This window comes from Acinetobacter sp. YH12218, assembly GCF_013417925.1.
GTDB lineage: Bacteria > Pseudomonadota > Gammaproteobacteria > Pseudomonadales > Moraxellaceae > Acinetobacter > Acinetobacter amyesii.
Map to the genome: position 1 here is coordinate 27,122 of NZ_VPDB01000020.1, position 24,102 is coordinate 51,223.

The 24,102-nt window shown below is 42.3% G+C and carries 21 protein-coding genes and 1 pseudogene; 17 read left to right on the plus strand and 5 right to left on the minus strand.

The window, feature by feature from the left end:
- Nucleotides 1-496: 496 nt before the first annotated feature.
- The 9 genes and pseudogenes from rpe to FTV03_RS07785 all read left to right on the plus strand — a co-directional run bounded on the left by rpe (nt 497) and on the right by FTV03_RS07785 (nt 7,904).
- Nucleotides 497-1,183, plus strand: a complete 687-nt coding sequence (gene rpe / locus FTV03_RS07745) for a ribulose-phosphate 3-epimerase (RefSeq protein WP_078192356.1) — start codon at nt 497-499, stop codon at nt 1,181-1,183.
- Between the two features lie 614 nt (nt 1,184-1,797).
- Nucleotides 1,798-2,313: a hypothetical protein gene (locus tag FTV03_RS07750; protein WP_180040867.1), complete on the plus strand. Its 516-nt coding sequence runs from the start codon at nt 1,798-1,800 to the stop codon at nt 2,311-2,313.
- Between the two features lie 46 nt (nt 2,314-2,359).
- A complete protein-coding gene (locus FTV03_RS07755; RefSeq protein WP_180040869.1) occupies nt 2,360-4,348 on the plus strand; it encodes a multicopper oxidase domain-containing protein in 1,989 nt (662 codons plus the stop codon).
- Nucleotides 4,335-5,270, plus strand: coding sequence for a copper resistance protein B (locus FTV03_RS07760; RefSeq protein ID WP_180040871.1), 936 nt, complete (start codon nt 4,335-4,337; stop codon nt 5,268-5,270). Before FTV03_RS07755 ends, FTV03_RS07760 begins: the two co-directional genes overlap by 14 nt.
- A gap of 300 nt (nt 5,271-5,570) precedes the next feature.
- Nucleotides 5,571-5,888 carry a multidrug efflux SMR transporter gene (locus FTV03_RS07765; RefSeq protein WP_180005009.1) on the plus strand — a complete coding sequence of 106 codons (318 nt, stop codon included), beginning with the start codon at nt 5,571-5,573 and terminating at the stop codon, nt 5,886-5,888.
- Nucleotides 5,889-5,943: 55 nt separating this feature from the next.
- Nucleotides 5,944-6,261 carry a quaternary ammonium compound efflux SMR transporter SugE gene (sugE, locus tag FTV03_RS07770; RefSeq protein WP_078191206.1) on the plus strand — a complete coding sequence of 106 codons (318 nt, stop codon included), beginning with the start codon at nt 5,944-5,946 and terminating at the stop codon, nt 6,259-6,261.
- A 37-nt stretch (nt 6,262-6,298) separates the two neighbouring features.
- Nucleotides 6,299-6,781, plus strand: a complete 483-nt coding sequence (locus tag FTV03_RS07775) for a methylated-DNA--[protein]-cysteine S-methyltransferase (RefSeq protein ID WP_180005010.1) — start codon at nt 6,299-6,301, stop codon at nt 6,779-6,781.
- A gap of 45 nt (nt 6,782-6,826) precedes the next feature.
- Nucleotides 6,827-7,473: pseudogene (locus FTV03_RS07780) on the plus strand (NERD domain-containing protein).
- 62 nt (nt 7,474-7,535) lie between these two features.
- A complete protein-coding gene (locus FTV03_RS07785; protein ID WP_180005011.1) occupies nt 7,536-7,904 on the plus strand; it encodes an SseB family protein in 369 nt (122 codons plus the stop codon).
- 56 nt (nt 7,905-7,960) lie between these two features.
- Here the strand turns inward: FTV03_RS07785 and FTV03_RS07790 are convergent, their stop codons facing one another.
- A complete protein-coding gene (locus tag FTV03_RS07790) occupies nt 7,961-8,893 on the minus strand; it encodes a tRNA-dihydrouridine synthase (protein WP_180009902.1) in 933 nt (310 codons plus the stop codon).
- 449 nt (nt 8,894-9,342) lie between these two features.
- On the opposite strand from FTV03_RS07790, the gene FTV03_RS07795 reads away from it, so the two are divergent.
- Entirely contained in the window at nt 9,343-9,552 is a 210-nt protein-coding gene (locus FTV03_RS07795; RefSeq protein ID WP_067761877.1) for a cold-shock protein, read from the plus strand.
- A gap of 167 nt (nt 9,553-9,719) precedes the next feature.
- Here the strand turns inward: FTV03_RS07795 and FTV03_RS07800 are convergent, their stop codons facing one another.
- Nucleotides 9,720-10,529, minus strand: a complete 810-nt coding sequence (locus FTV03_RS07800; protein WP_078191164.1) for an inner membrane protein YpjD — start codon at nt 10,527-10,529, stop codon at nt 9,720-9,722.
- A 138-nt stretch (nt 10,530-10,667) separates the two neighbouring features.
- Here FTV03_RS07800 and ffh point away from each other — a divergent pair, with 138 nt between their 5' ends.
- Entirely contained in the window at nt 10,668-12,071 is a 1,404-nt protein-coding gene (gene ffh, locus FTV03_RS07805; protein WP_078191163.1) for a signal recognition particle protein, read from the plus strand.
- 283 nt (nt 12,072-12,354) lie between these two features.
- Nucleotides 12,355-12,948, plus strand: a complete 594-nt coding sequence (locus FTV03_RS07810) for an alpha/beta hydrolase (RefSeq protein WP_078191162.1) — start codon at nt 12,355-12,357, stop codon at nt 12,946-12,948.
- 143 nt (nt 12,949-13,091) lie between these two features.
- On the opposite strand, the gene FTV03_RS07815 is transcribed toward FTV03_RS07810, so the two are convergent.
- The 3 genes from FTV03_RS07815 to FTV03_RS07825 all read right to left on the minus strand — a co-directional run bounded on the left by FTV03_RS07815 (nt 13,092) and on the right by FTV03_RS07825 (nt 15,502).
- Entirely contained in the window at nt 13,092-13,769 is a 678-nt protein-coding gene (locus FTV03_RS07815) for a hypothetical protein (RefSeq protein ID WP_168378522.1), read from the minus strand.
- 226 nt (nt 13,770-13,995) lie between these two features.
- On the minus strand, nt 13,996-14,724 hold the full coding sequence (locus tag FTV03_RS07820) for a type III pantothenate kinase (RefSeq protein ID WP_180040873.1): 729 nt from the start codon (nt 14,722-14,724) through the stop codon (nt 13,996-13,998).
- 22 nt (nt 14,725-14,746) lie between these two features.
- Nucleotides 14,747-15,502 carry a biotin--[acetyl-CoA-carboxylase] ligase gene (locus FTV03_RS07825; protein WP_180040875.1) on the minus strand — a complete coding sequence of 252 codons (756 nt, stop codon included), beginning with the start codon at nt 15,500-15,502 and terminating at the stop codon, nt 14,747-14,749.
- A 29-nt stretch (nt 15,503-15,531) separates the two neighbouring features.
- On the opposite strand from FTV03_RS07825, the gene FTV03_RS07830 reads away from it, so the two are divergent.
- The 5 genes from FTV03_RS07830 to ligA all read left to right on the plus strand — a co-directional run bounded on the left by FTV03_RS07830 (nt 15,532) and on the right by ligA (nt 23,833).
- Nucleotides 15,532-16,344 carry a sulfite exporter TauE/SafE family protein gene (locus FTV03_RS07830; protein WP_168378525.1) on the plus strand — a complete coding sequence of 271 codons (813 nt, stop codon included), beginning with the start codon at nt 15,532-15,534 and terminating at the stop codon, nt 16,342-16,344.
- 147 nt (nt 16,345-16,491) lie between these two features.
- Nucleotides 16,492-17,187 (plus strand): GntR family transcriptional regulator, encoded by a 696-nt coding sequence (locus FTV03_RS07835; RefSeq protein ID WP_180021411.1) that lies wholly within the window; start codon nt 16,492-16,494, stop codon nt 17,185-17,187.
- Nucleotides 17,188-17,197: 10 nt separating this feature from the next.
- A complete protein-coding gene (smc, locus tag FTV03_RS07840) occupies nt 17,198-20,647 on the plus strand; it encodes a chromosome segregation protein SMC (protein ID WP_180040877.1) in 3,450 nt (1,149 codons plus the stop codon).
- Between the two features lies 1 nt (nt 20,648).
- Nucleotides 20,649-21,701, plus strand: a complete 1,053-nt coding sequence (locus FTV03_RS07845) for a cell division protein ZipA C-terminal FtsZ-binding domain-containing protein (RefSeq protein WP_180040879.1) — start codon at nt 20,649-20,651, stop codon at nt 21,699-21,701.
- A gap of 98 nt (nt 21,702-21,799) precedes the next feature.
- Nucleotides 21,800-23,833 (plus strand): NAD-dependent DNA ligase LigA, encoded by a 2,034-nt coding sequence (gene ligA / locus FTV03_RS07850; protein ID WP_180040880.1) that lies wholly within the window; start codon nt 21,800-21,802, stop codon nt 23,831-23,833.
- Nucleotides 23,834-24,102: the final 269 nt, after the last annotated feature.

Here is a 24,102-nt window from a genome sequence, read left to right on the forward strand (position 1 = left end):
ATATTAATCACTGATGTTACGCACGCAAAAAATAATTTTGCATTTTTAAAATGATATTTAAGTCAATTCGACTGAGTCTTACATCTAGGGCTTAAATAAAGGGATTAGCCTTCGGCTGGAGGTACTCTTACGAAACGATGTTTCGCATTAGGCAAAATGAGCAGCGAAGCTTCGCAAGGAAACCATTCTGCGGAGCAATGCTCCTCACCACAATACTCGCTCTCTAGCGTCTATTTATTTAAAGTATTGCAAAAACATTTTTGATGAGAAGTCGTGCTGTCTCAAACAATTGCGGATGACGTTACCGCATATCGTTCCTTTATTTGAATCAAATTCCGCTTCTGATGTTACTGCGTAATATCAGTTCATCCTAGGTTTTTTATTATAGAGATCTCAATCATCAGTATCGAAAAAAACGACTAAGGGCATGGGCAGCGAATAGGGGGACAATTTGCTATAATGCGTCAATCACTCCCTTTTCAAAGCTAGGTTTTTCATGTCCAAGCCATTCTTAATCGCACCTTCAATTTTGTCAGCAGACTTTGCGCGCTTAGGTGAAGAAGTTGAAAATGTTCTAGAAGCAGGTGCAGATGTTGTTCATTTCGATGTCATGGATAATCATTATGTACCGAACTTAACTTTTGGTGCGGGCGTTTGTAAGGCATTGAAAAAATACGGCATTAAGGCGCCAATTGATGTGCATCTAATGGTTTCACCGGTAGACCGTATGATTGGTGATTTCTTGGAAGCTGGCGCAGATATCATCACTTTCCACCCAGAAGCGACTGACCATATTGACCGCTCTTTACAGTTAATCAAATCTGGCGGTGCGCAAGCGGGCTTGGTGTTTAACCCTGCGACACCTCTGCATTATTTAGACTACGTTTTAGATAAAGTTGACCAAGTCTTGTTGATGAGTGTGAACCCAGGTTTTGGTGGTCAAAAGTTCATTCCAATGACCTTGGAAAAGCTGCGTCAAGCACGAAAAATTATTGATGCTTCAGGTCGTGATATTCGCTTAGAAGTGGATGGTGGTGTTACTCCAGCCAATATTCGTGATATTGCTGAAGCCGGTGCAGACATGTTTGTTGCAGGTTCAGCGATTTTTGGTAAGCCTGATTATAAAGCTGTGATTGATGACATGCGTTCAGAGTTGGCAAAAGTGCATGCTCAAGAGGCTTAAGCCTTTGGGTATAAGTTATTCCTCGCTTGTGGATAACTATATGGATAACCGTATGGATATCTGTGTAGATAACTATATGGATAACTTGGATAAATTATAAACGATTGTGCATCAATGGTTTAATAATTAGACGTATTAAGTATAAAAAGGACTCAATTGAGTCCTTTTTTTATGGAGTAAAGTGTTTGAAATGCTGTATGTTTATTAATCTATGGTAAATAATTAATCAGTTTAAAAAATAACTTTTATGTTTTAACTGGAAGATATGCGCTGATTTTTATGACAGCGCAATAAATTTAAAACTGTTGTGAATAACTGCACAATTAATTATGCTGTTAGCAACTATTGAGATACGCTGCGACTGGCAAAACACATCATCGATCGCACTAGATAGTGCTTTTAGATATTTCTGAATGTATCGTTCATGATGGATAAATCGGTCGAGCTGCATGTCATGTTGATACAAATGTCATGTGATTGCATTTGAATCGTAAATAATATCATCATGGTGTTTCATGCGGATTTCGGCTGAGCCGATCGCGTGATGTTTCTAAAGATGTGTTAATAGGGATATATTGTCACAGTGCATCATTGGGTTGAATTAGGATACTAAATTGTTTAATTTTTTGCGTAAGCATCTTGGCTTTGCTTGGCTCATGGCATTTGTCATGGGGTGGAGCAGTGTGGTCAGTGCACAGCAAAATTTTCAACATCAACAAATGATGACAGCGAATGCCCATCAGGCACCAGTTCATGCAGCACATACTGATCCTTCACGTTCAAATATAGCAAATTGCCATCAAAATCAGCGGCAAGCTGTTCCAGAGCATGCAGCACATCATGGCAAGCAGCCGACACCTGAAGTCATTTCAATGATGGACTGTCATCAATCTTTAGATTCGCCATCTGCACAGCAAGATGGTCTGGTGCATCATTCATCGATACAAAACACAGACTGTCAGGACTGTACACTCGCACATTGCCAAATCAGTACCTCTTATGTCGATAGCGCCTTGGTCGCATTGCAGACCTTCCATGTGCATCACTATGCAGAACCTCCTCGTTTCATTTTTGCTGGACAGCATTTAAAAGGCTTTTGGCAAGAAATTCTAAGACCTCCGCAAGCTTAACCTGAGTATTAAATACGTTTTTTCGTTATTTTATAAAGGTTAAGTCATGTCTAATTTATTTAAATCAGGCCTCGTGTTCGGGGTATGTCTGCTGTCTCCAACGTGGGCGTTTGCAGCCATTAAAGAATATCATCTGAATATTGATGAAAAGACCATCAATTTGACTGGTAAAGCGGTCAAGAAAATCAGCGTCAATGGTCAGTTTCCAGCACCATTACTGGAGTTTGAAGAAGGCGATGATGCGGTCATCCATGTGCATAATCAGCTCAAAAAACAAAATACCTCAGTGCATTGGCATGGTCTATTACTGCCCGGCTTAATGGATGGTGTCCCCGGCTTTAATGGTTTTAATGAAATTCAGCCTGATGGTAGCTTTACTTATAAATTTAAAGTCCGTCAAAGCGGAACCTATTGGTATCACGCGCATTCCAAAGGCCAAGAACAAGACGGATTGTATGGCGCTTTGGTAATTTATCCGAAAGGTAAACAAGCACTTGCCGTACATGAACAGACGCAACGTGATTATGTGGTCATGCTGTCTGATTTTCATGAATCATCTAGCGCTCAGATTATGGCAAATCTGAAAAAGTCTGCCGAATACTATCAAAATCAGCGTGAAACAGTTTCAGATGTATGGACGCAAATGCAACGAACGGGTTTGAAAAATACTTGGCAAGACCGTTCGATGTGGAATCAAATGCGTATGCTGAAAACGGATTTGTCTGATGTAACGGGTTATACGTTCTTATTGAATGGTAAAACTCCAGAACAAAACTGGACAGGTCTATTTAAGCCTAACGAAAAAGTTAGACTTCGTTTTGTAAATGCTGCGGCCATGTCGTTTTTTGATGTGCGTATTCCTCAGCTCAAAATGACGGTGGTCAGTGCAGACGGTCAAGCGGTCAAGCCGGTCGCTGTGGATGAATTCCGAATTGGTGCTGCGGAAACCTACGATGTGATCGTAGAGCCTAAATCTGCGCACTATCAGATAGAGGCTGAGTCGATCGATCGGACAGGATTTGCGATCGGTACATTACATGATGAAACTCAGCCTCAGCCTCAGCACACAGGCATTCACATGCCAAAAGCACGACCACGCGCTTTGCTGACCATGGAAGATATGGGGCATGGTTCAATGGCAGGTATGGATCATAGCAATATGGAGCATACGGCTACAGGTTCAACCCAAACTTCAGCAATCCAGCAAGCGAATGCTCATGAGTACAGCGCGCATACTGTCAATCCATCAAAGATTCAGACGAATCAAGCACATGACCATGCCGCTATGGGACATGACATGGACCATTCTCCAGTGACTGCGCATACTACTATGCAGCATCCAGATATGCATAAACAGAATATGTCTGATTCAGCGCATGCCAATATGGATCATAGTGTGATGGATCATTCATCTATGAACCACTCCTCAATAGATTCATCTATGAAACATGATATGCATACAGCGATGGAGCATGCACAGTCTAAAGAGGAGAAGCAGGCAGTTGAAAATTCAGCAACGGTTATGGGTTGGGCCAATGCATCAACACCTATGGGTGATAAGGCACTGCAATATAGTGATCTAAAAGCGTTAACCCCGCAGCCTGATACACGTGAACCGACGCAAGATTTGGTCATTCATTTGGGAGGAACGATGGAACGCTATATGTGGACCATGAATGGCAAAAAATTCAGTGAAGCTGAACCACTAAAGGTGAAATATGGTGAGCGAATTCGACTGAAATTTGTCAATGACAGCATGATGGCGCATCCGATGCATTTACATGGCATGTTCATGCAATTGGAAAATGGGCAAGTGTCTTCTGAAATGCCAAATAAACATACGGTGATTGTGCCGCCGGGGAAAACAGTGACGGCTCTGTTAACGGCCAATGAATTAGGGGAATGGGCGATTCATTGTCACTTGCTGTATCACATGTCTGCAGGGATGATGAATAAACTTGTGGTCGCAAATGTCGCAGAGAATACGAAAACGGCATCTGTACCGCAAAAGGAGGTGTCTCATGCGCATCATTAAACCATGCACATATACGGTTCTAAGTTTAGCTTTGGCATCGGTCACTCAAATGACCATGGCGCAAGATGCACATCACAGCATGCCGATGTCAGCTCAACATGAGTTGCATTCCTCACTTGATTCGTCGCATCAAGAGATGCAAACAGGGATTGAATCGAGCCAGATAGAACATGCAGAACATGCAGAACATGCAGAACATGCAGAACATGCAAATGTATCATCTATTGCGTCACGTGCTGCTTCTGCGCAGCATCCTGTTGATCATAAGCGTGAACATGGTGGACAGATTTATCAAGCGACTGAGATCGACAGTCGATGGCTCAATAATGCCGATGGTCGTGGAAGTTTAAAGACTGAAATTGAGAGTCGAATCGGGACCGATGAAAATAAGCTCTTCATCAAACTACATGCCGATAAAGCAGAATCTCAAGACGCTGATTATGCGGCTCAAGTGATGTATAGCCGTATGATCTCTGACTTTTGGGATGCGCAAATTGGCGCACGTTATCGTGTCGATGAACATCAAGTGACGGACAAGGAACAGTTAGATGCTGCGGTGGGTCTGCATGGTCTGGCACCTTATTTCTTTGAAACCGATGCTTATTTATATCTTGGTGCAGAAAAACAGGTCAGTTTTTCTTTAGAAACCGAACGTGATCTGCTGCTGACGCAAAAATTGATTTTAAAACCGTATCTGAACCTAGATGTGGTGCTGAGTGATGATTCTGCCTATGCACAAAAAACAGGACTCAGTGCTGTATGGCTAGGGCTAGAAACACGCTATGAAATTAATAAAAAGTTGATGCCATTTATCGATGTTGCTTACAGCTATGAAAAAGGAAATCAGCATACGGCATGGCAAGCTGAAACTGGAAGTGAAAAACAATGGTGGTATGGCGCAGGTGTACGTCTGAAGTTCTAATCGGCGAATAGACCAAATAAAGAGGGCATCATCAACAGGTTTTGGTGATGCCTTTTTTATTTCTGAATCTGTCCTTTGAACAGACATGCTATGTTTTGGCGCAAATCATCTGCACTAGAGTTTTACTCAACTGAATAACGCCCTGAATTTGGTCAAAAAATGTAAAGACTGCACTAAAAGTCAGCATATTTGCTATACTGAGACAATATTCGGAGGAACGACCTCCCTTACATCTTTGTTCAAAGCCAGTAAGAAAAATCGTCAGGACGACCTGACTCTACTAATATGGAGGAAGGCATCATGGCCTGGGTTGTTCTGGTATTCGCTGGTATTTTTGAAATCGTTTGGGCCTATTCGATGAAGCTCTCAGAAGGCTTTACAAAACTTGGCCCAAGTTTAGTCACTTTATTTTTTATGATCCTGAGCTTTGGTTTATTGGCGTATGCCATGAAAACATTGCCTCTAGGAACGGCTTATACCATTTGGACAGGAATCGGTGCGATTGGCTCATTCCTCGTGGGGATTTTTATACTCGGTGAGCCTGCAACTGCTATGCGGATGTTAGCCACAGTACTGATCATTTCTGGTCTAATCTTGATGAAATTATCTTCAAGTTAATATGTTTTAAAGCACAGCGGTCATTGACCTCTGTGCTTTTTTTATGGGTAAAAATATGGCTTGGGTTTTATTAATTGTAGCGGGATTGCTTGAGGTGGTTTGGGCGTATTGTATGAAAGTCTCTGAAGGCTTTAGCAAACTGACGCCAAGTATTTTGACCATCGTTTTCATGATCGCAAGTTTCGCTTTATTGTCTTATGCAATGAAATCCTTACCGTTGGGTACAGCCTATACGGTGTGGACAGGGATTGGTGCAGTGGGTTCATTTATCCTCGGCATCGTTGTATTGGGTGAGCCTGCCAATGCCATGCGCATGCTAGCTGCGGTCCTGATTATTTCAGGACTGGTCTTGATGAAATTATCGTCCTCCTGAATAATGAAGTGCTGCGATTTTGAGCTTGGAGTATGTCATGCAACTTTCTTATCAGTTTTTAGATTCACCCGTTGGACAATTAAAACTTGTTGCACATGAAACCGCATTGGTGGCTGTCCTTTGGGAAAATGAAAACCCTAATCGTGTGCGATTGGCGGCTTTGGTTGAAGATCGGCAACACCCGATTTTGCTCAAAACTGCACAGCAATTAAATGAATATTTTGCAGGTAAAAGACAGCAATTTGACTTGCCGCTAGACTTTGAAGGTACCGAATTTCAGCAACAAGTTTGGCAAGCTTTACTGACAATTCCTTTTGGAGAAACTCGCAGTTATAAACAAATTGCAGAGCAGATCGGCAATGTCAAAGCCGTACGTGCTGTCGGTGCAGCCAATGGTAAAAATCCAATTTCAATTATTGCACCCTGTCATCGTGTTGTGGGGGCAAATGGAAAATTAGTGGGTTTTGCGGGCGGTCTAGAAAATAAAGAAATATTGTTAAAAATTGAGAAATTACAATAAAATAGAAAATATACTTATTTAAAATAATGAATCAAATTAGTGAATATTTCTCAAATTTTTGCACCCCTCATTTCGACGTTTTGGTGGCTAATTCCATTGTTACTGATTGTGGGGGCAATCAAAGCATTTAAACCATATTTAAAGGGGAAAATGGGGGAGTTTGCTGTCACCGTTCATGTCAAACTTTATTTGAAAGACCATTATATATTGTTAAATGATTTGACCTTACCAGATGGCGAGGGAGCTACCACTCAAATTGATCATCTTCTTTTAAACCTTTTGGTGTGTTTGTGATTGAAACTAAAAACTATAAGGGCTGGATTTTTGGGAGCGAAAGACAAAAACAATGGACGCAAAAGATTTATAAAAAAAGTTTTAAATTTCAAAATCCGATTCACCAAAATTATAAACATATGAAAGTGTTAGAACAGGTGTTGAGCGATATACTGGATAAAGACAATATGCATTCTGTGATTGTTTTTATGCCTGAAGTGGTGTTTAAAACAGAGATGCCGTCGAATGTTTTTCGGGGTACAGCTTGGGTGGACTATGTTCAAACTTTTCGGCAACCCGTGATCTCTGAAATGAAACTTAAACGAATACAGTTGCGTTTAGAAAAAGAAATTTTAGAAAAATCGTGGAAAACAAATCGACAGCACGTTGAAGATTTAAATCAACGGCATAATTCATAAACTTCCTGTATGCTGTGGATTGTGAACAGTATCTGACTGATAAAAATAGACGGACAATAACAATGAACGACACGCTTCAACATCTTTATGAATCGACTTTAGATCATCCTGAGCAATACCAAGACTTTTATCAGCAACTTTTAGCCAACCAAGTGTATTGTTTGGGTGAGCGTGATGCTGAGCAGCATTTACATTTTCAATTGATGGAAACGGAGCAGGGCGAGCAAGCCATTCCATTCTTTCTGAGTCTTGCGATGCTTCAACAGGATGTTGGCGCAGATGCAGAATTTGTCATGATCAGTGCTGAAAAATTATTTGCGATTACCAAAGGCGCAAGCTTGGTGATGAACCCGACTTCGGAACATCCGAAAGAGTTTTTGGCAGATGAGATCGACGCAATTTTAGAGTTTGCTAAACAACAAAGCCTTTGAACACTGTAGGTGTGATCAAAGGCTCTGCGGCTACGCTGAGATATGTGCTTTAAAACTTACATACCAGCTTTGAGTTTTTCCACGATTTCATCGAGTGGTTTGACACGTTTTACTTCATCCCAAAGGACTTTGGCTTCTGGATAGTGCTTCGACATCATGCCGAGCCATTGTTTATAACGACCGACCATATTCATTTCTTTTTTATACGAACCGTTTAAGAAACGAATTTGTAAGCCAAGCAGTTCATGCCATGTAATCAGCGGCTCATCGGTATTACGACGAATACACTGTGTAATGTCAGGGGTGGTCACCGCAGCACGACCAATCATCAGGTCTTCACAACCAGATTCGAGTTGGCATTGTTTGGCATCGGCATTGTTCCAAATTTCACCGTTGGCAATCACGTTAATTTTCAATGCTTCACGAATGGGTTGCAACTGATCCCAAAAGGCAGGCGGGGTATAACCATCGGCTTTGGTTCGCGCATGGACTGTAACCCATGCGGCACCCGCATCTTCGATGGCATGCGCATTTTCCATGGTGAAGTTATGATCCATATAACCCAAACGCATTTTTGCCGATACAGGAATATGACTCGGAACAGCATCACGCACAGCTTTGACTAACTCATACACCACTTCTGGTTCATCTAGCAGAACTGAACCACCACGGTGGCGATTGACGGTTTTTGCAGGACAACCAAAGTTCATATCAATCGCAGGTGCACCAAGTTCTACTGCGCGTACAGCATTTGCCGCGAGCATGGTCGGATTGTTACCTAAGAACTGCACATGAACCGGTGTTCCTGCTGCAGTTTTGCCGTCATTGTTCAGTTCGGGACAATAACTATGATAAATATGGTCGGGCAGGACAGAGTCCGTGACACGGATAAACTCGGTTACACACCAGTCAAAACTCCCCACATGCGTCAACACATCTCGCATAATTGGGTCGGTTAAGCCTTCCATCGGCGCAAGAACAAGTTTCACGGTCACACAGCCAAAAATTGAAAAACGGAGTTATACGTGGTTTTGAAAGGGATGTCTAGGTTTTGTGCTTCTGGTGATGCGGAATACGAAATCACAAGATTTTATGTAATTATTTGGTGAAATTAGGACCAAAGTCGTAAAGTCTTGACTGACATAAAACTTAAACAATAAAATGAGTAAATACAGATGGATAGTAATAATAAGAAGATGGCTTTTACTGTTGTTTTTTAATGGAATCAACAACATATACTGTGCTTGAATCTTTTAAGATTTCATGTATGATGGCTGCAACTAGAAAAAAAGTATTGTTTCGTAAATTTTCTTTAAGTATCGCAGTGTTAGTCATAATCCTTCGTTTTTTACAGAAATGAAGTTCAATTCTTTATTATTTTCCAAGTTATAGTCAGTCATCATCCAATGGCTAAATCAACAAATTAATAGGTATTATTATGTCTAATACAGTTACTGGTACAGTTAAATGGTTCAACGAAACTAAAGGTTTCGGTTTTATTGCACAAGACAACGGTCCTGACGTTTTTGCTCACTTCAGCGAAATCACTGGTTCTGGCTTCAAAACTTTGCAAGAAGGCCAAAAGGTTTCTTTCAGCATCGCTCAAGGTCAAAAAGGCCCGAATGCTGTAAACATCGTTGCTCTATAATTTAGACGTAATGAAAAAAAAGCGCTGTATAGCGCTTTTTTTATGCCTGTTATTTCTGTGTGAATAATCAAGCTATAAAAAAGAGAGCCTTAGCTCCCTTCTTGATAAAACTTACTTCTTAATAAAACTTACTTCGTAATAAAACTTAAAATCGTTTCATCGTCGACTTAGCGGCCCAAAACCATTTCTAAAATAAACTTAGATCCAATAAAGCCGACTGCCAAAAGACAAAAACCAATAATGGTAAAGCGAATAGCTTTTTGACCACGCCAGCCAAAACGATAGTGTCCAATAAGCAAAGCTCCATAGACGAACCATGAAATAATGCTAAAGGCTGTTTTATGTGCCAAATGCTGTGCAAAGAAGTTATCGATGGTGAAGAAACCAAACCCAAGCGCCACGGTCAGTAGTGCAAATCCAGCAATCAATAAATCAAATAGCAAAGATTCCATGGCTTGGAAGGATGGAAGCAGGCTCACCCATACACGTTTTTTCTGCTTGTTTTTCAGTTCACGGTCTTGTAAACGCAAAATAACCGCTTGAATAGTTGCCATCAGCAGGACGGCATACGCGGAAAGCGACAAAATAATATGGATGTCTAAACCCAGCGAATGTTGTTCTATAAATTGATTTTGTCGACTAAATGCAAAGCCTAAAATCAACCCTGTCGCTGCGACAGGAATGCCTAACAGGTTCATTGCCAGCACAGGTCGATAGGTACTAAATAACACACTGAGTAATAGCATGAGACCTGAAGTAAAAGACATCAGGTTGAACACGTCATAGTTCACACCCATAGGCGTCAACATGTCGTTATATAAAACACCTGCATGCAATAACATGCCTAAACCAAGTACAACACCAATAAACCAATGGTTCGGCGCACGTTTAGACATTAAATGGCTGAATAAATACCAAAAAGACGTGGTATAAGCGATTAATGCTAGGATCGTGTAAACCAAGGGGAGACTGATCATGTCAAACCTTTTTCAGGATGTTGAATATTCATTTATATAAATTCTGCAAGAACTAAAGTATCCTATAGCATTCTATGCATAAATTTTCTATTTTAAGAAACAATTTTTTGCTCATGGCTATTTTAAGCGGATTTTGCAATGTTTGATACCTTAACAGAACGACTCACGCAGAGTTTAAGAAATGTTACTGGCTCAGGGCAGCTAACCGAAGACAATATTAAAGATACGTTACGCGAAGTACGTATGGCACTTCTTGAAGCCGATGTTGCGTTACCTGTAACTCGTGAATTCATCGCGAAAGTTAAGGAAGAAGCATTGGGCCAAGAAGTGATGACTCAGTTATCACCGGGGCAGGCTTTCGTCAAAATCGTTCATGACGAATTGACCAAAATGATGGGTGAGGCGAATGAAAGCCTAGACCTAGCGGCAAAACCACCAGTTGTTGTGCTTCTTGCAGGTTTGCAAGGTGCGGGTAAAACAACTACTGCGGCAAAACTTGCACGTTTCTTACAAGAACGTCAAAAGAAAAAAGTAGCAATGGTGTCTGCCGACGTTTATCGTCCAGCAGCGATTAAACAGCTACAAACAGTTGCGGGTGAAGTTGGCGCGATTTTCTTTGAATCTAGCGCAGACGAAAAACCAATTACCATCGCAAATCGTGCGATTGAGCAAGCAAAAATTCAATTTGCTGATGTCTTGATTGTCGATACAGCAGGTCGTTTACATGTAGACGACGAAATGATGGATGAAATTAAAGAGCTTCATGCAGCGATTAAGCCGACTGAAACATTGTTCGTGGTTGATGCCATGACCGGTCAGGATGCGGCGAATACGGCAAAAGCCTTTAATGATGCCTTGCCTTTAACCGGTGTGATCCTGACAAAAACGGATGGTGATGCACGTGGTGGTGCAGCACTTTCTGTTCGTGCTATTACTGGCAAGCCGATTAAATTCTTGGGTATGGGTGAAAAACTCGATGCCCTAGAGCCATTCCATCCTGAACGTATCGCACAGCGTATTTTGGGTATGGGTGACGTACTTTCTTTGGTCGAAGAAGTTGAACGTAAAATCGACAAAGAAAAAGCCGAAAAAATGGCGAAAAAACTGCAAAAAGGCGGTAGCTTCAACTTTGAAGATATGCTGATGCAGTTTGAACAAATGAACAAAATGGGCGGCATGATGGGCTTCCTGGATAAACTTCCAGGCATGAGCAACTCAGGGATTCAAGATGCAATTGCACAAGCAAATCCTGAAAAGCAAGTGAAGAAAATGGAAGCGATTATTCAATCGATGACCATTAAAGAACGTCGTAACCCAGACTTGATGAATCCAAGCCGTAAAAAACGTATTGCAGCAGGCTGTGGTATGGATGTTGCGGAAGTGAATAAACTCATTAAGCAACATGCGCAAATGGCGAAAATGATGAAGAAGTTTGCCAACCCAACAGGTATGGCAAAAATGATGAAATCATTGGGCAATATGCAAAAACAATTTGGCGGCGGTGGCATGGGTCCATTGTTCGGCAGTAAAGATCCGAAGTAATTTGGACTTAAAAAAAGGCGCATTCAGCGCCTTTTTTTATGGCTGAAATTTAACGAGACTGTGCGCTCAACCAAAGTTGTAGGGTACATTTGATAGTACGTGCTGGGTGAAGGAATCTTGCTATACCAGCAGATAGATACCGAACTGAGCTAAATCATTACAAAAAGATGCCAAATTGACATTGAGAGCGTGTAGGTGGCAGGTTTAAAACAGAGGTGAAAATTTGCCGAACTGCAAATTGAAAGCTTCACTAAAAATAATCACCTAGAATAAGAATCAAATCATGAATACACCGCATACGCCAGAAAGCCAAAAGATCTATATTGTTCATGGTCATGATGCATCACCGAATGATCATTGGTTTCCTTGGTTGGGACGAAAGCTGCAAGAAGCAGGACATTATTCTCGACGCATCGTTATGGCAAATGCAGCACAACCTGATTTTGACCATTGGCAGAAATTTCTAGCGTTGCAAATGCCTGATTTGGATGAAAATACCATTGTGATTGCCCATGGTTTGGGGTGCTTAACTACGCTGCATTATCTCAATCAATATTTTGAACAGCATGGCACACGGATTAAAGCGGGCGTTTTTGTGTCAGGTTTTAAAAGTAGTTTACCGACACAACCTGAATTAACCGCATTTATTCAACGTGCAAAAATGGATAGCGGTGTTTTACAGACCTATATGCCGATTTGTATCAGCTTGATTTCATCCAATGATCCTATCGTGCCGCCACCGGTTGCGATCCAATTGGGCAATTTTATAAATGCACAAATTTATGAAGTGAAAGAAGCCGGGCATTTCACAGCAAAAGATGGCTTTTCTGAGATTCCACAACTGTGGCACGTGTTAGAGCCGATTTTAACGGCTTAGATAGGTTTTGTGCGCGTGTTTAATAGATCGCGTGTTTTGTAGATAAGGTAATAGTGAAAACTAAAATTGATCATGCAATAGGTGCAATTGAAGATAAAAAAAGGCGCAATCTGCGCCTTTTGTTTGTTCGATTTGTTGATAGATCAGTCGAGTTCTAAAGCAACACGTTCACGAATGTCGTCAATGTTGTCATTGGCTTCGCGACCATCTTCCTGCCATGCTTTATAAGCACCAACATATTCACCATCGGTATCGACGACATATTCAGCCGCAATTTTTCCTGAGGCATACCATAAGCGATAGGCATCATTGCCATTTTCATCGACTTTATACGCTGCGCCACGTTGTCCTGTTGGATAAAACTCTTCGCCGTGGATGCTCACGCCATCTTGGTTCACAAAGGTTGATTCTACTTTGCCGTTTTTGCGATAAAGCGTTACCGGACCTTCAATGTCACTGCCACTGAAACTAAATAGTTTCATCGGATCTTTAACCCAAGCAGGTGAGGATTGAGGGGTTTTGGTTTCTTGGTAAAAATCTTGGACTAAAAAATCACCTGTGGCATTACGACCTAAAAGTACACGGTAATAGCCGTCTTTGACTGGGGTCATGTAATAGCTTGAGTCAATATACGATACGCAGCCGCAGTAATCAGGATTATCTTCATCACCGAAATAACCCAAAACAGCTTCAGAGGTGCTGAGCTGTGATTTGATTTCGGCAGGGATTTTAGAGTTGGCTAGATTTTGTGTCGTGGTACAACCGCCGAAGAATAATGTAGAGGCGAGCAGGCTTAAACCCAGTAAATTTTTAAATTTCATATCTATACTCTTCGTCTTATATTCTATCTTGAAAGACATTTTTAAATTATAAAGTTGCTGATGTATCTGTCGATCATCGCAGGCTATTGTAATTCCTTGGACGAAAAAAGGTCATGAATCGCGATACAATTTGTAACCACGCTTATATGAAATGAACCTCAATAAAAAAGCGTGATCACCATTGGCCATCACGCTTTCACAGTTTGCTATCAAATAAATAGCTAAATTACACACCATTTACATAACTTTGTAGGCCTCGAAGCAGCAAATCCGCTTCGACAGCCGGCTGATATTGTTCTAAATAGCGTGCAAATAGCGCAGCATCGCCACCGGTTAAAATTAAGCGACTTGGATATTTATCGAGAACCTTTTCAATGGTGCTGACCAAGCTGAGCAAGATGCCATGATGAACAGCGTCTATGGTGTTTTTACCAGGAGACAGCTCATCAAAGGTGGCATCTGGAATTTTAATGCCTTTGGTGTTTTGGATGAGCGAATCACGTTGTAAATACAAATTTGGCAAAATATAGCCGCCTAAATGTTGTAAGCCATCCGTTAAGTCAATGGTGAGTGCCGTGCCACAGCTAATGACACAGTATTTTTGTGTAGGGTCTTTGACCACAGCCAGCATTTGCAGCCAACGGTCGATCCCGAATTTACTGGTGTCTTCATATGCACAGCGTAAGCCCGCATATTCGGCATGTACTTTGGCAATGGTGACAGGAACGGCTAAAAATTTAAGAATTTTTTGAATCCGATCATTATTTTTCTTGTCGAGTACTGAAGAAATCCCGACCTGATCTAAGTCCAAACTTTTAAAGTGTTGGATCAAACCGAGTAGGAGTTCGGCAGGCGACTGTAAATGCAGTTCCGCAGCATGCTCTATGATTTGATCGTATTCGGTAATCCAGTATTTCAGCCGTGTATTACCGACATCGAGCCATAATTTTTTCATCAGTAGGCCTTTGCAATCCTGTTTATGATTGATCTGCTAAACGTAAGCGGCCTTGGAAATAATTTTCTAAGCGCTGCGAGGTTTGGATGTTGATCGAACCATCATTTTCAATGCCGAGAAAGCGACCTTGGCTTTTGCCTTGCAGGTGTTCAAGTTCAACGGGCTGTTGCATAAATGCAGCATAATGGTTGAATCGTGCAGCGAGGTTGTAGCAGTTATGATCGAACCATTCACCTGCAAGTTGAATCGCGGCATAGAGTTCAGCAATTAACTGCAAACGGTTTGGCGAGGGAAGTCCGAGTTCAGATAACGAGGTTGCACGTTGCTCAATTCCTGCAGATGGAATCGGAAATAAGTTCATGCCCACGCCGACGATCGCTTGATGTGGCGAAATCGGTTCAATCAAAATCCCGCCCCATTTGCCTTGTGGGCTATATAGGTCATTGGGCCATTTCACTTGTAAAGGGAGATTTTGCAAACTTGGCATTTGCAAGATATTTAAGGCAATTTCAAGTGCAAGCCGTCCATCTATTGCTGTCTGTAAATTCAGCAATGTGCTTAAATAGATATTACCAACGGGTGAGACCCATTGATGATCGCGTTGCCCACGGCCTTGAGTCTGTTGTTCACTGCATACCAAAACATGTTGAATGCCTTTTTTGGCAATCTCACGGACATCGTCATTGGTCGATGTGGTAATGGGCTTCAGTAATAAAACTTCAGGCGGTTCAGGTACTGTGCTCAGCAATTGCTGTAAGTGTCTGGTCTCTAAATCCATTTGAATCTGAGAGTTGTGGAATAATATTGATGGAGTTAATCATATATTTACTGATTGGTGCAATCGCTGGTTTCGCTGCGGGGCTATTTGGTGTAGGCGGTGGCCTGATTATTGTGCCAATTTTATTCATTGTCTTTACCCAACTTCAGTATGACCCCAGTGTGATTATGCACATGGCGGTGGGCACGTCTTTGGCCACGATTATTGTGACCTCACTCAGTTCGGTTTCGGCTCATCATAAAAAAGGTGCAGTGCTGTGGAATGTCTTTCGGAATTTGGCACCGGGTTTGGTGATCGGTTCATTTCTCGGTGCAGGCATTGCAGATTATCTCTCAGGGCAGGGTTTGCAACTGTTAATCGGCTTTTTTGCAGTCTGGGTGGCCTTTAAAATGTTTCGCGGTGCTGCGACACCTGTCGATCCGAATAAACATTTACCCTCACAAGCCATGCAAATGGCAGCAGGCGGTGGCATTGGGATTGCCTCTGCGATCTTCGGTATTGGTGGTGGCAGCTTAACCGTCCCGTATTTGAATAAAAATGGCGTCATTATGCAAAAAGCAGTCGCAACGTCTGCTGCATGTGGTTTACCGATTGCGATTGCTGGGGCACTCGGCTTTATGTGGTTTGGTCATCAAGCCGATATCGTGGTTCCCAATACCATTGGTTATATCCATATTTATGCATTTATCGGGATTAGTGTAATGAGCTTCATCACTGCGAAATTGGGTGCGAAAGTGGCTCATATGTTGTCGCCATTTATGCTAAAGCGTTGTTTTGCATGTTTATTAACAACAGTCGGCTGCTATTTTATTTACCAAGGTATGCAAGCCTTTGGCGCTTGATTGTCCGTTTTGACTGACAAAATTGGCTTTGTTGACACAAGATTGTCAGACAATGTCATGTTCAATTAGGTTGCTTATCGTTTCTAATGCAAATAGATTGAGTGTAAATCTGAACATTGCATCTTATAAAAAAAAGATAGGAACAGTATGCAACAACAAGAAGCGGACAGTTTGTCAGAACAAATTGCCAAACACATCGGTGAACAAATCATTCGCGGTGAGTTGGTCGAAGGCGAGCGTATTCAGGAACTCAGAATCGCGGCCGAATTGGATGTGAGCCGTGGCTCTGTTCGTGAAGCTTTATTGATTTTAGAACGGACCCAACTCATTGAAATCTACCCGCGACGTGGCGCCTTAGTCTCTGAAATGTCGGCTTTACAAGTGCGCTCATTATTTGATATTGCAGCATTATTGTTGGGTCAAATTGTGCATCGTATGGCGGAAACGTGGCGCAGCCATGAAGCTGAGCGTATTCAGTTATTACTTGAACAATTAGACGTAGAAACTCGCCAAGGCAATACCGAAAAGTTTTATGATCTGATTTTTCAGGGCATGGCTCGTCAGCATGAAATGGTGGGAAATACCTACCTGATGCGTTATTACCAAGAATTGTTGCCATCACTCAGACGTAGTTATTTCCTGACACTGAATATTTCACGACGTGAAATACAAGAATCTTTTGATTTGTTTAAATTAGTGACTGATGCAGTTTTAATCAGAAAATCACATCAAGCCACTTTATTTATGGAAGATTTTTGTCGACACTTACGCAACCTTGTGTTGGAATCACTAACACGGATGAAACAAATCGAATTAGCGTGGGCGAGACGTTCACGCCGCTGATCAGGACATTATGCGTTTAAGCAGTTTAAAACTTTCCGGCTTCAAATCTTTTGCCGATAGCACAACTCTAAAATTTGAAGGCAACCGTAGTGCGGTTGTTGGACCGAACGGCTGTGGTAAATCCAATGTGATTGATGCCATTCGTTGGGTTATGGGTGAATCCAGTGCCCGTCAATTGCGTGGTGGCACCATGCAAGATGTTATTTTTACCGGAACGGCAAAGCGTAAACCAGTCGGAATGGCGAGTGTTGAACTGCGTTTTGATAACACCTATGGCAAGTTAGGTGGTGCTTATAATGCCTATACTGAACTGGCAGTTCGCCGTCAGGTCAATCGTGATGGTAAATCCGAATATTTCCTCAACGGCACCAAATGCCGCCGTCGTGATATTACTGATATTTTCTTAGGTACCGGTTTAGGTCCGCGTTCGTATGCGATTATTGAACAGGGCATGATCAACCGTTTGGTCGATGCCAAACCTGAAGAAATGCGTGTGTATATTGAAGAAGCCGCTGGGGTTTCTCGCTATCAAGCTCGTCGTCGTGAAACTTTACAGCATCTAGAACACACCACTCAAAATTTAGAACGTCTCGAAGACATTGCATCAGAACTGAAGTCTCAGTTGAAAACCTTAAAACGCCAGTCTGAAACGGCAGTGCAATACAAAGAATTAGAAACCCAGATTCGTACCATTAAGATCGAAGTGCTGTCTTTCCAATGTGAACAAAGCACGCGTTTACAGCAAGAATACACGCTTCAGATGAATGAGCTCGGGGAAACCTTCAAACTGGTGCGTTCTGAGCTGAACACCCTAGAGCATGACTTATCTTCCACCAGTGCTTTATTTCAACGGCTTATTCAACAGTCCACGCCATTACAAAGCGAATGGCAACAGGCGGAAAAGAAACTGTCTGAGTTGAAAATGACGCTGGAGCAAAAACAGGGTTTATTTGCACAAAATTCGGCAAGTTTGGTGGAGCTTGAAAAGCAAAAAGCGCAAACCAAAGAACGTTTACAGCTATTAGAGTTACAACTGGAAACGCTGCAAGAACAACAAGATGGATTTGTTGAACAATTACAGCGTCAAGAAAGCAGTAGTCAGGAACAGACTCAACAATTGGCCGATTTGAAAGCTCAGCATCAACAAGCGGTTCAACAATTTGAACAATGCCGTGGGCAAGTTGAAAAGCAGCAACAGCAAAAGCTACAGATGCTGGCGCGGAGTGAACAATTGACCAAAAATATTGGTCGTATTGAGCAACAACGTGAGACTCTGCAACAGCAACGAGGTCAAATTCAGCATCAGGCGCAGCAAGATGAGTTGGAGCAGTATCAGCAAGATAAGCAACAGCTCGAACAACAAATTATGCAACAAGAGCTGGTGATTGCCGAAACTCAAGCACAGCTTGCAGCTGCACAAGAACAGCAGGCACAGCACAAAAATACGGTGTTGCAGCTAAAGTCAGAAATACAGGTGCTGTTGTCAGAGCAGAAAAACCTAAATCAATTGATGATTAAAGCCAGTCCAAAGCAGCAAAGCCAGCGTCAACATTTAATGCAGCAGTTGCAGTTGAGCACACAAGGTAAACAGCATGCACAACTGGTCGAGAAATTTTTGTCTAAATGGCTGAGTGCCCAAGTCTTGGGACACAGTGATAATTTTCAAGACAGTATTGCACGTCAGGTCAAAGGCAGTCATCACACCGCAGCACAAATCGTTGGATTAGACGCTTTGGCGACGTGGATTGAAGCACCACAGCTTTCAATCTGGCAGCAGGTCGCGATTGCTGAAACATTGACGGTGGCATTGAGTCATCAGGCTAAACTGGCTGCTGGTCAGTCGATACTCACGCTCGATGGTTATCATGTCGGTGCAGATTGGGTGATTGGTCTAGACTATGATGAGGACAGCCAAGCAGGGCAAGGTGCATTGAGCCACCGTATTCGTTTAGATGAATTGACTGAATTACTTGCAGAGCAGCAGCCAAAGCTGACGCAACTAGAAGGCCAATTGCCAGAGTTGCAAAATGCCGTACAGGCTTTACAGCAAAATCTGCAACAGCAACATAGCCAATTAAAAAATTGGCAAAAAGACATTCAAAATACTGATGTTGCGATTGCGAAGGTACAAAGTTCCAATCAGGCTTTTGCATTACAAAAGCAGCAGTTACAAGATCAATTGCAGCAACTTGAAGCACAGCTTGAAGAAGATGCCATGCAAAAAGATGATTTGGAAATAGATCTGCATGCGCTGACGATGAAGCTTGAGCAAGCCTTGCCCAATTATAAAACCTTGCAATTCCAAGTTGAGGAATTGAGTCTAGCGCTGGAAAGTGCTCAGCAAGTGGCATTACACAGTCAGCAAGAATTGGAAATCGTGCGTCGTCAGTCTGTACAGACGAAACAACAGATTGAATTATTAGAAAAAGACACGGTCTTTTTGAAAGCGCAAACTCAGCAAATTATTGGACAGATGGAGCAGGCAAAGAAATTTGTCGATCCGGTACAGTTAGAATTGCCTGCGCTTGAGTCACAGTATTCAGAGCAGGCTCAAGTCACTGAACGTTTACAAAAAACTTGGAATGACTGGCAGCTTGAACTGAATAACGTGCAGAGCAAACAACAGACATTGACGGAACAACGCCATTCACATCAACAGCAAGATGAAAAATTGCGTACGCAATTGGAAGAAAAGCGTTTGGCTTGGCAATCCGCGCAGTCTGATTTGCAGCATTATTCTGAACAGCTGAAAGAAATGAACAGCGAAATGCTGACAGGTTTAAGCATTGATGTGGTATCCCATCAGCAAAAACTAGAAAAAGCACAGCAGCAGTTTGATAAATTGGGTGCAGTCAACTTGGCTGCGGCAGAAGAATATATTGAAGTTTCTAAACGCTTTGATGATTTAAGCCACCAAATTGATGACTTGCAAAAGACCGTTGAACAACTGCAAGCCGCGATGAAAAGCATTGATCAGGAAACGCGAAAGCTGTTTATGACCACCTTTGATAAGGTCAATGCAGAGCTTCAAGAGTTGTTTCCGAAAGTATTTAATGGTGGTGAAGCAAGTTTAAGCCTTGAAGATGGTTGGCAATCGGGTGTAAAACTGATGGCACGACCACCGGGTAAACGAAACAGCTCTTTGGCATTATTGTCAGGTGGTGAAAAGGCACTGACCGCATTGGCTTTGGTTTTTGCGATTTTCCGCCTAAATCCTGCACCATTTTGCGTTTTAGACGAAGTCGATGCACCTTTAGACGATGCAAATGTAGGAAGATTTTGTAATCTTGTAAAAGAGCTTTCAGAACAAGTGCAATTTATCTACATTACACACAATAAACTGGCTATGACAATGGCAACTGACTTACTTGGTGTGACCATGCCAGAACCAGGAACTTCAAAATTAGTGACTGTGAATATAGAGCAAGCCAAAGAATACGGTTTAGCTGCGGAGGCATAACATGGAAATCACCACTATAGCTGGGATTGTAATCGCTGTAATTATCATGGTTGTGGGCATTCGAATGATGTTTCGTAAACCTGCAGATGCAGCGCCATCACTTGACACCGAATTACATATTGATCCTGATAGTCAGCAACCTGTTATTCCGCGCCATGTACGCAATCAGTTAAATACACCTGAAACCACGCAACGTGTAGAGCCGACTTTGGCTGAGGAAAAAGTCACAGCGGTTGAAACGACTGAAGCTGTTCAAGCAAATGTAACGCCAGAAGCAACGGCAACGGAACAAGCGGAGCAGAGCGTTGAGGCTACGGCAAAGACTGAGACGACAACGACGGATCCCGTTTCAGTTGAAAACGCTCAAACTGCAACAGAAGACAGTACATTGTCTACAGAAGCAACTGAATCTACAACTGTTGCATCTGTAGCCGCCGATGCCAATGACGCAGCGACTGCTGCGACACACGTTCAGGCTGACGCTGTTCCTGCGGAAAAAGCGCCAGAGTTTAGTGTAAATAGCGCAATTGAAAAAGCTGAAATCAGCGATTTTGATGAAGAAAGCAGTATTTTGGATGCGCATTTACATGAACAAAAAATTGTTGATGAAGAAAGTGCTTTAGCAACTGCGGAAACTTATATCGCCTTAAATGTTTTCCCAGATAGCCGTGCATTGTCAGGTGAAAAAGCATTAAAAGTGTTACTCAAATACGGCCTGCGTTTTGGCGAAATGGCCTGTTTCCATCGCTATGATGAAGAAGGTACAAAGTTATTATTCTCTGTATTGCAAATGAATAATGATGGCGCTGCGCAAGGTTTTGATCTTGAAACTTTATCGACGGAAGAAGTAAAAGGTTTGGCCTTCTTCTTGGCGCTGCCACACAGCGATGTGCAAAATGCCTTTGATACCATGGACAGCATTTCACGTCTGATTGCACGTGAAATTGACGGTACTGTGTATGATCAAAATAACCAAGAATTTACACCGCAGATGCGTGAACATTGGCGTCATCAAGCGATTGATTATCGTCAAGGTCAAGCCATCGAAGTCTAAGCGTCTTTGATTGAAACTCACCGAGTGGGTTTCTATAATAGCAACAGATAATGAAATTTGAGGGCGGAGCATGAACCGCCCTTTTTTATGGTGAATGTATGACACAACAATCCACTGTCGTTGCACAGATGCGACAACTGATTCAACTCTTGGCGAAACATAACCATGCCTACTATGTCATGGACACGCCAGAAATTGAGGACAGTGAATATGATCAACTTTTTCACCAATTAAAAGCCTTAGAAGAGCAATACCCTGATTTAGTGCAACCTGATACACCAACCACAAAAGTGGGTGGAAAGGCCTTGTCTAAGTTTGAATCTGTAACCCATGCAGTACCCATGTTGTCATTGGGTAATGTATTTAATGCAGAAGATTTATTTGCCTTTGCCCGTCGTGCGGAAGAGCGCTTACCGAATCAAAAAATTGAATATGATGTCGAATTAAAATTTGATGGGCTGGCCATTTCTCTTTGGTATGAAAATGGCATTTTAGTCCGTGGTGTGACACGGGGTGATGGTGAAACAGGGGAAGACATTACCCAAAATGTAAAAACTATTCGTAATTTACCTAAAGTACTGACTTCTACACAGACTGAAATTCCAAGTCTGCTTGAAGTTCGTGGTGAAGTCCTGATGCCAAAGTCAGGCTTTGAAAAGCTCAATGCTGAAAACGAAGCCAAAGGTGAAAAAACCTTTGCCAATCCACGAAATGCAGCAGCAGGAAGCTTACGTCAACTCGACCCTGCAATTGCGGCTTCACGTCCATTGGCTTTTTATGCCTATGGCATTGCACAGTGCGAACCACATCATGGTCAAACCACCATGTCTGATAGCTTAGAATGGTTGACGCAGTTTGGTTTTGCTGTCGGTGAACGTCACTTTATTTGTGACAGCATTCAGGACGTACAAGCTGCGTATGAACAAATGATTATTGATCGTCCAAGCCTGAGCGTTGAAATTGATGGCATGGTGATTAAGGTAAACAGCCTGAAGCAACAGCAAACATTGGGTTTTTTAAGTCGTGAACCACGTTGGGCAACGGCATATAAATTCCCTGCAGTCGCAGCGCTAACGACGGTTGAAAATATTGATTGGCAAGTGGGGCGTACAGGGACTTTAACTCCAGTCGCACGTTTAAATCCTGTTGCAGTCGGTGGCGTAACGGTTTCCAATGTCACTTTACATAATATTGGTGAAATTCACCGTTTAGATGTCCGTGTGGGTGATACAGTCAGTGTCTACCGTAGTGGCGATGTGATTCCAAAAGTGGAAAAAGTATGGCCTGAATTCCGTCCTGTAGATACGGTAGAAGTTCAGTTACCTGCATATTGCCCAGTCTGCTCATCTCCAGTGGTGATGCCCGAAGGTGAAGCCTTGGCACGTTGTTCAGGTGGTTTGTACTGTGCTGCACAGCGTATTGAGGCGATTCGTCACTTTGTATCGCGTAAAGCTATGGACATTGAGGGCTTAGGCGACCGTTGGGCGGAATCACTTTTACATTTGGATTTGCTCAAAGATGTTGCTGATATTTATAGCTTGCCTGAGCATCGTGAAAAATTACTGACCATTGAAAAAATGGGTGAAAAGTCGGTTCAAAACCTCATCGATTCTATTGAAAACAGTAAGAAAACGACACTAGGTGCATTTATTTATGCACTCGGCATTCGAGGCGTGGGTGAAACCACGGCACGCATGCTCGCCAATACCTTCCAAACCTTTGATGCGATTCGTCATGCAGATCTCGAATCCTTGAAAAAAACGCCAGACGTTGGTGATATTACCGCTGAATGGATTGTCGATTTTTTCCAAGCGCCGCATAACCTCGAAGTGGTTGATCGTTTGTTGGCAGCTGGGATTCATTGGGATGCACCCGTTGCGCCAAGTCGTCAGCCGCTGAATGGCGAGAGTTGGGTGATTACAGGGACATTGAGTACCATGGGTCGTGATGAAGCGACGCAAATGCTTCAAGCCTTAGGCGCACGTGTCAGTGGTAGTGTTTCGGGTAAAACCAAATGTGTAGTTGCAGGTGAAAAGGCAGGTTCTAAATTAGAAAAGGCTGAAAAGCTGGGTGTACCTGTGATGAGCGAAGACGAGTTTATTGCCTTTGTACAACAGCATAATGCTTCTTAAGTATTGAAAATCAAACCTGAAAACGTAGTTACTTTTGAACAAACGCCTGATGCATTGCATTGGGCGTTTTTATTTGAGCGCTTAAAAATGATCGAATGAGTAGATAAATTGGCGGTTATAGGTGAGACAGCGTACTTTAAATGTAAGCGTCCGCTGAACACACCTTCTGAATTCATCCTATAAGCCTTAATTTAGTCCCCACTTAGAAACAAGTGGGGACTTAAATTTATGACTACAAATCATCAGACATCCATCGCATCTCTTGCGAA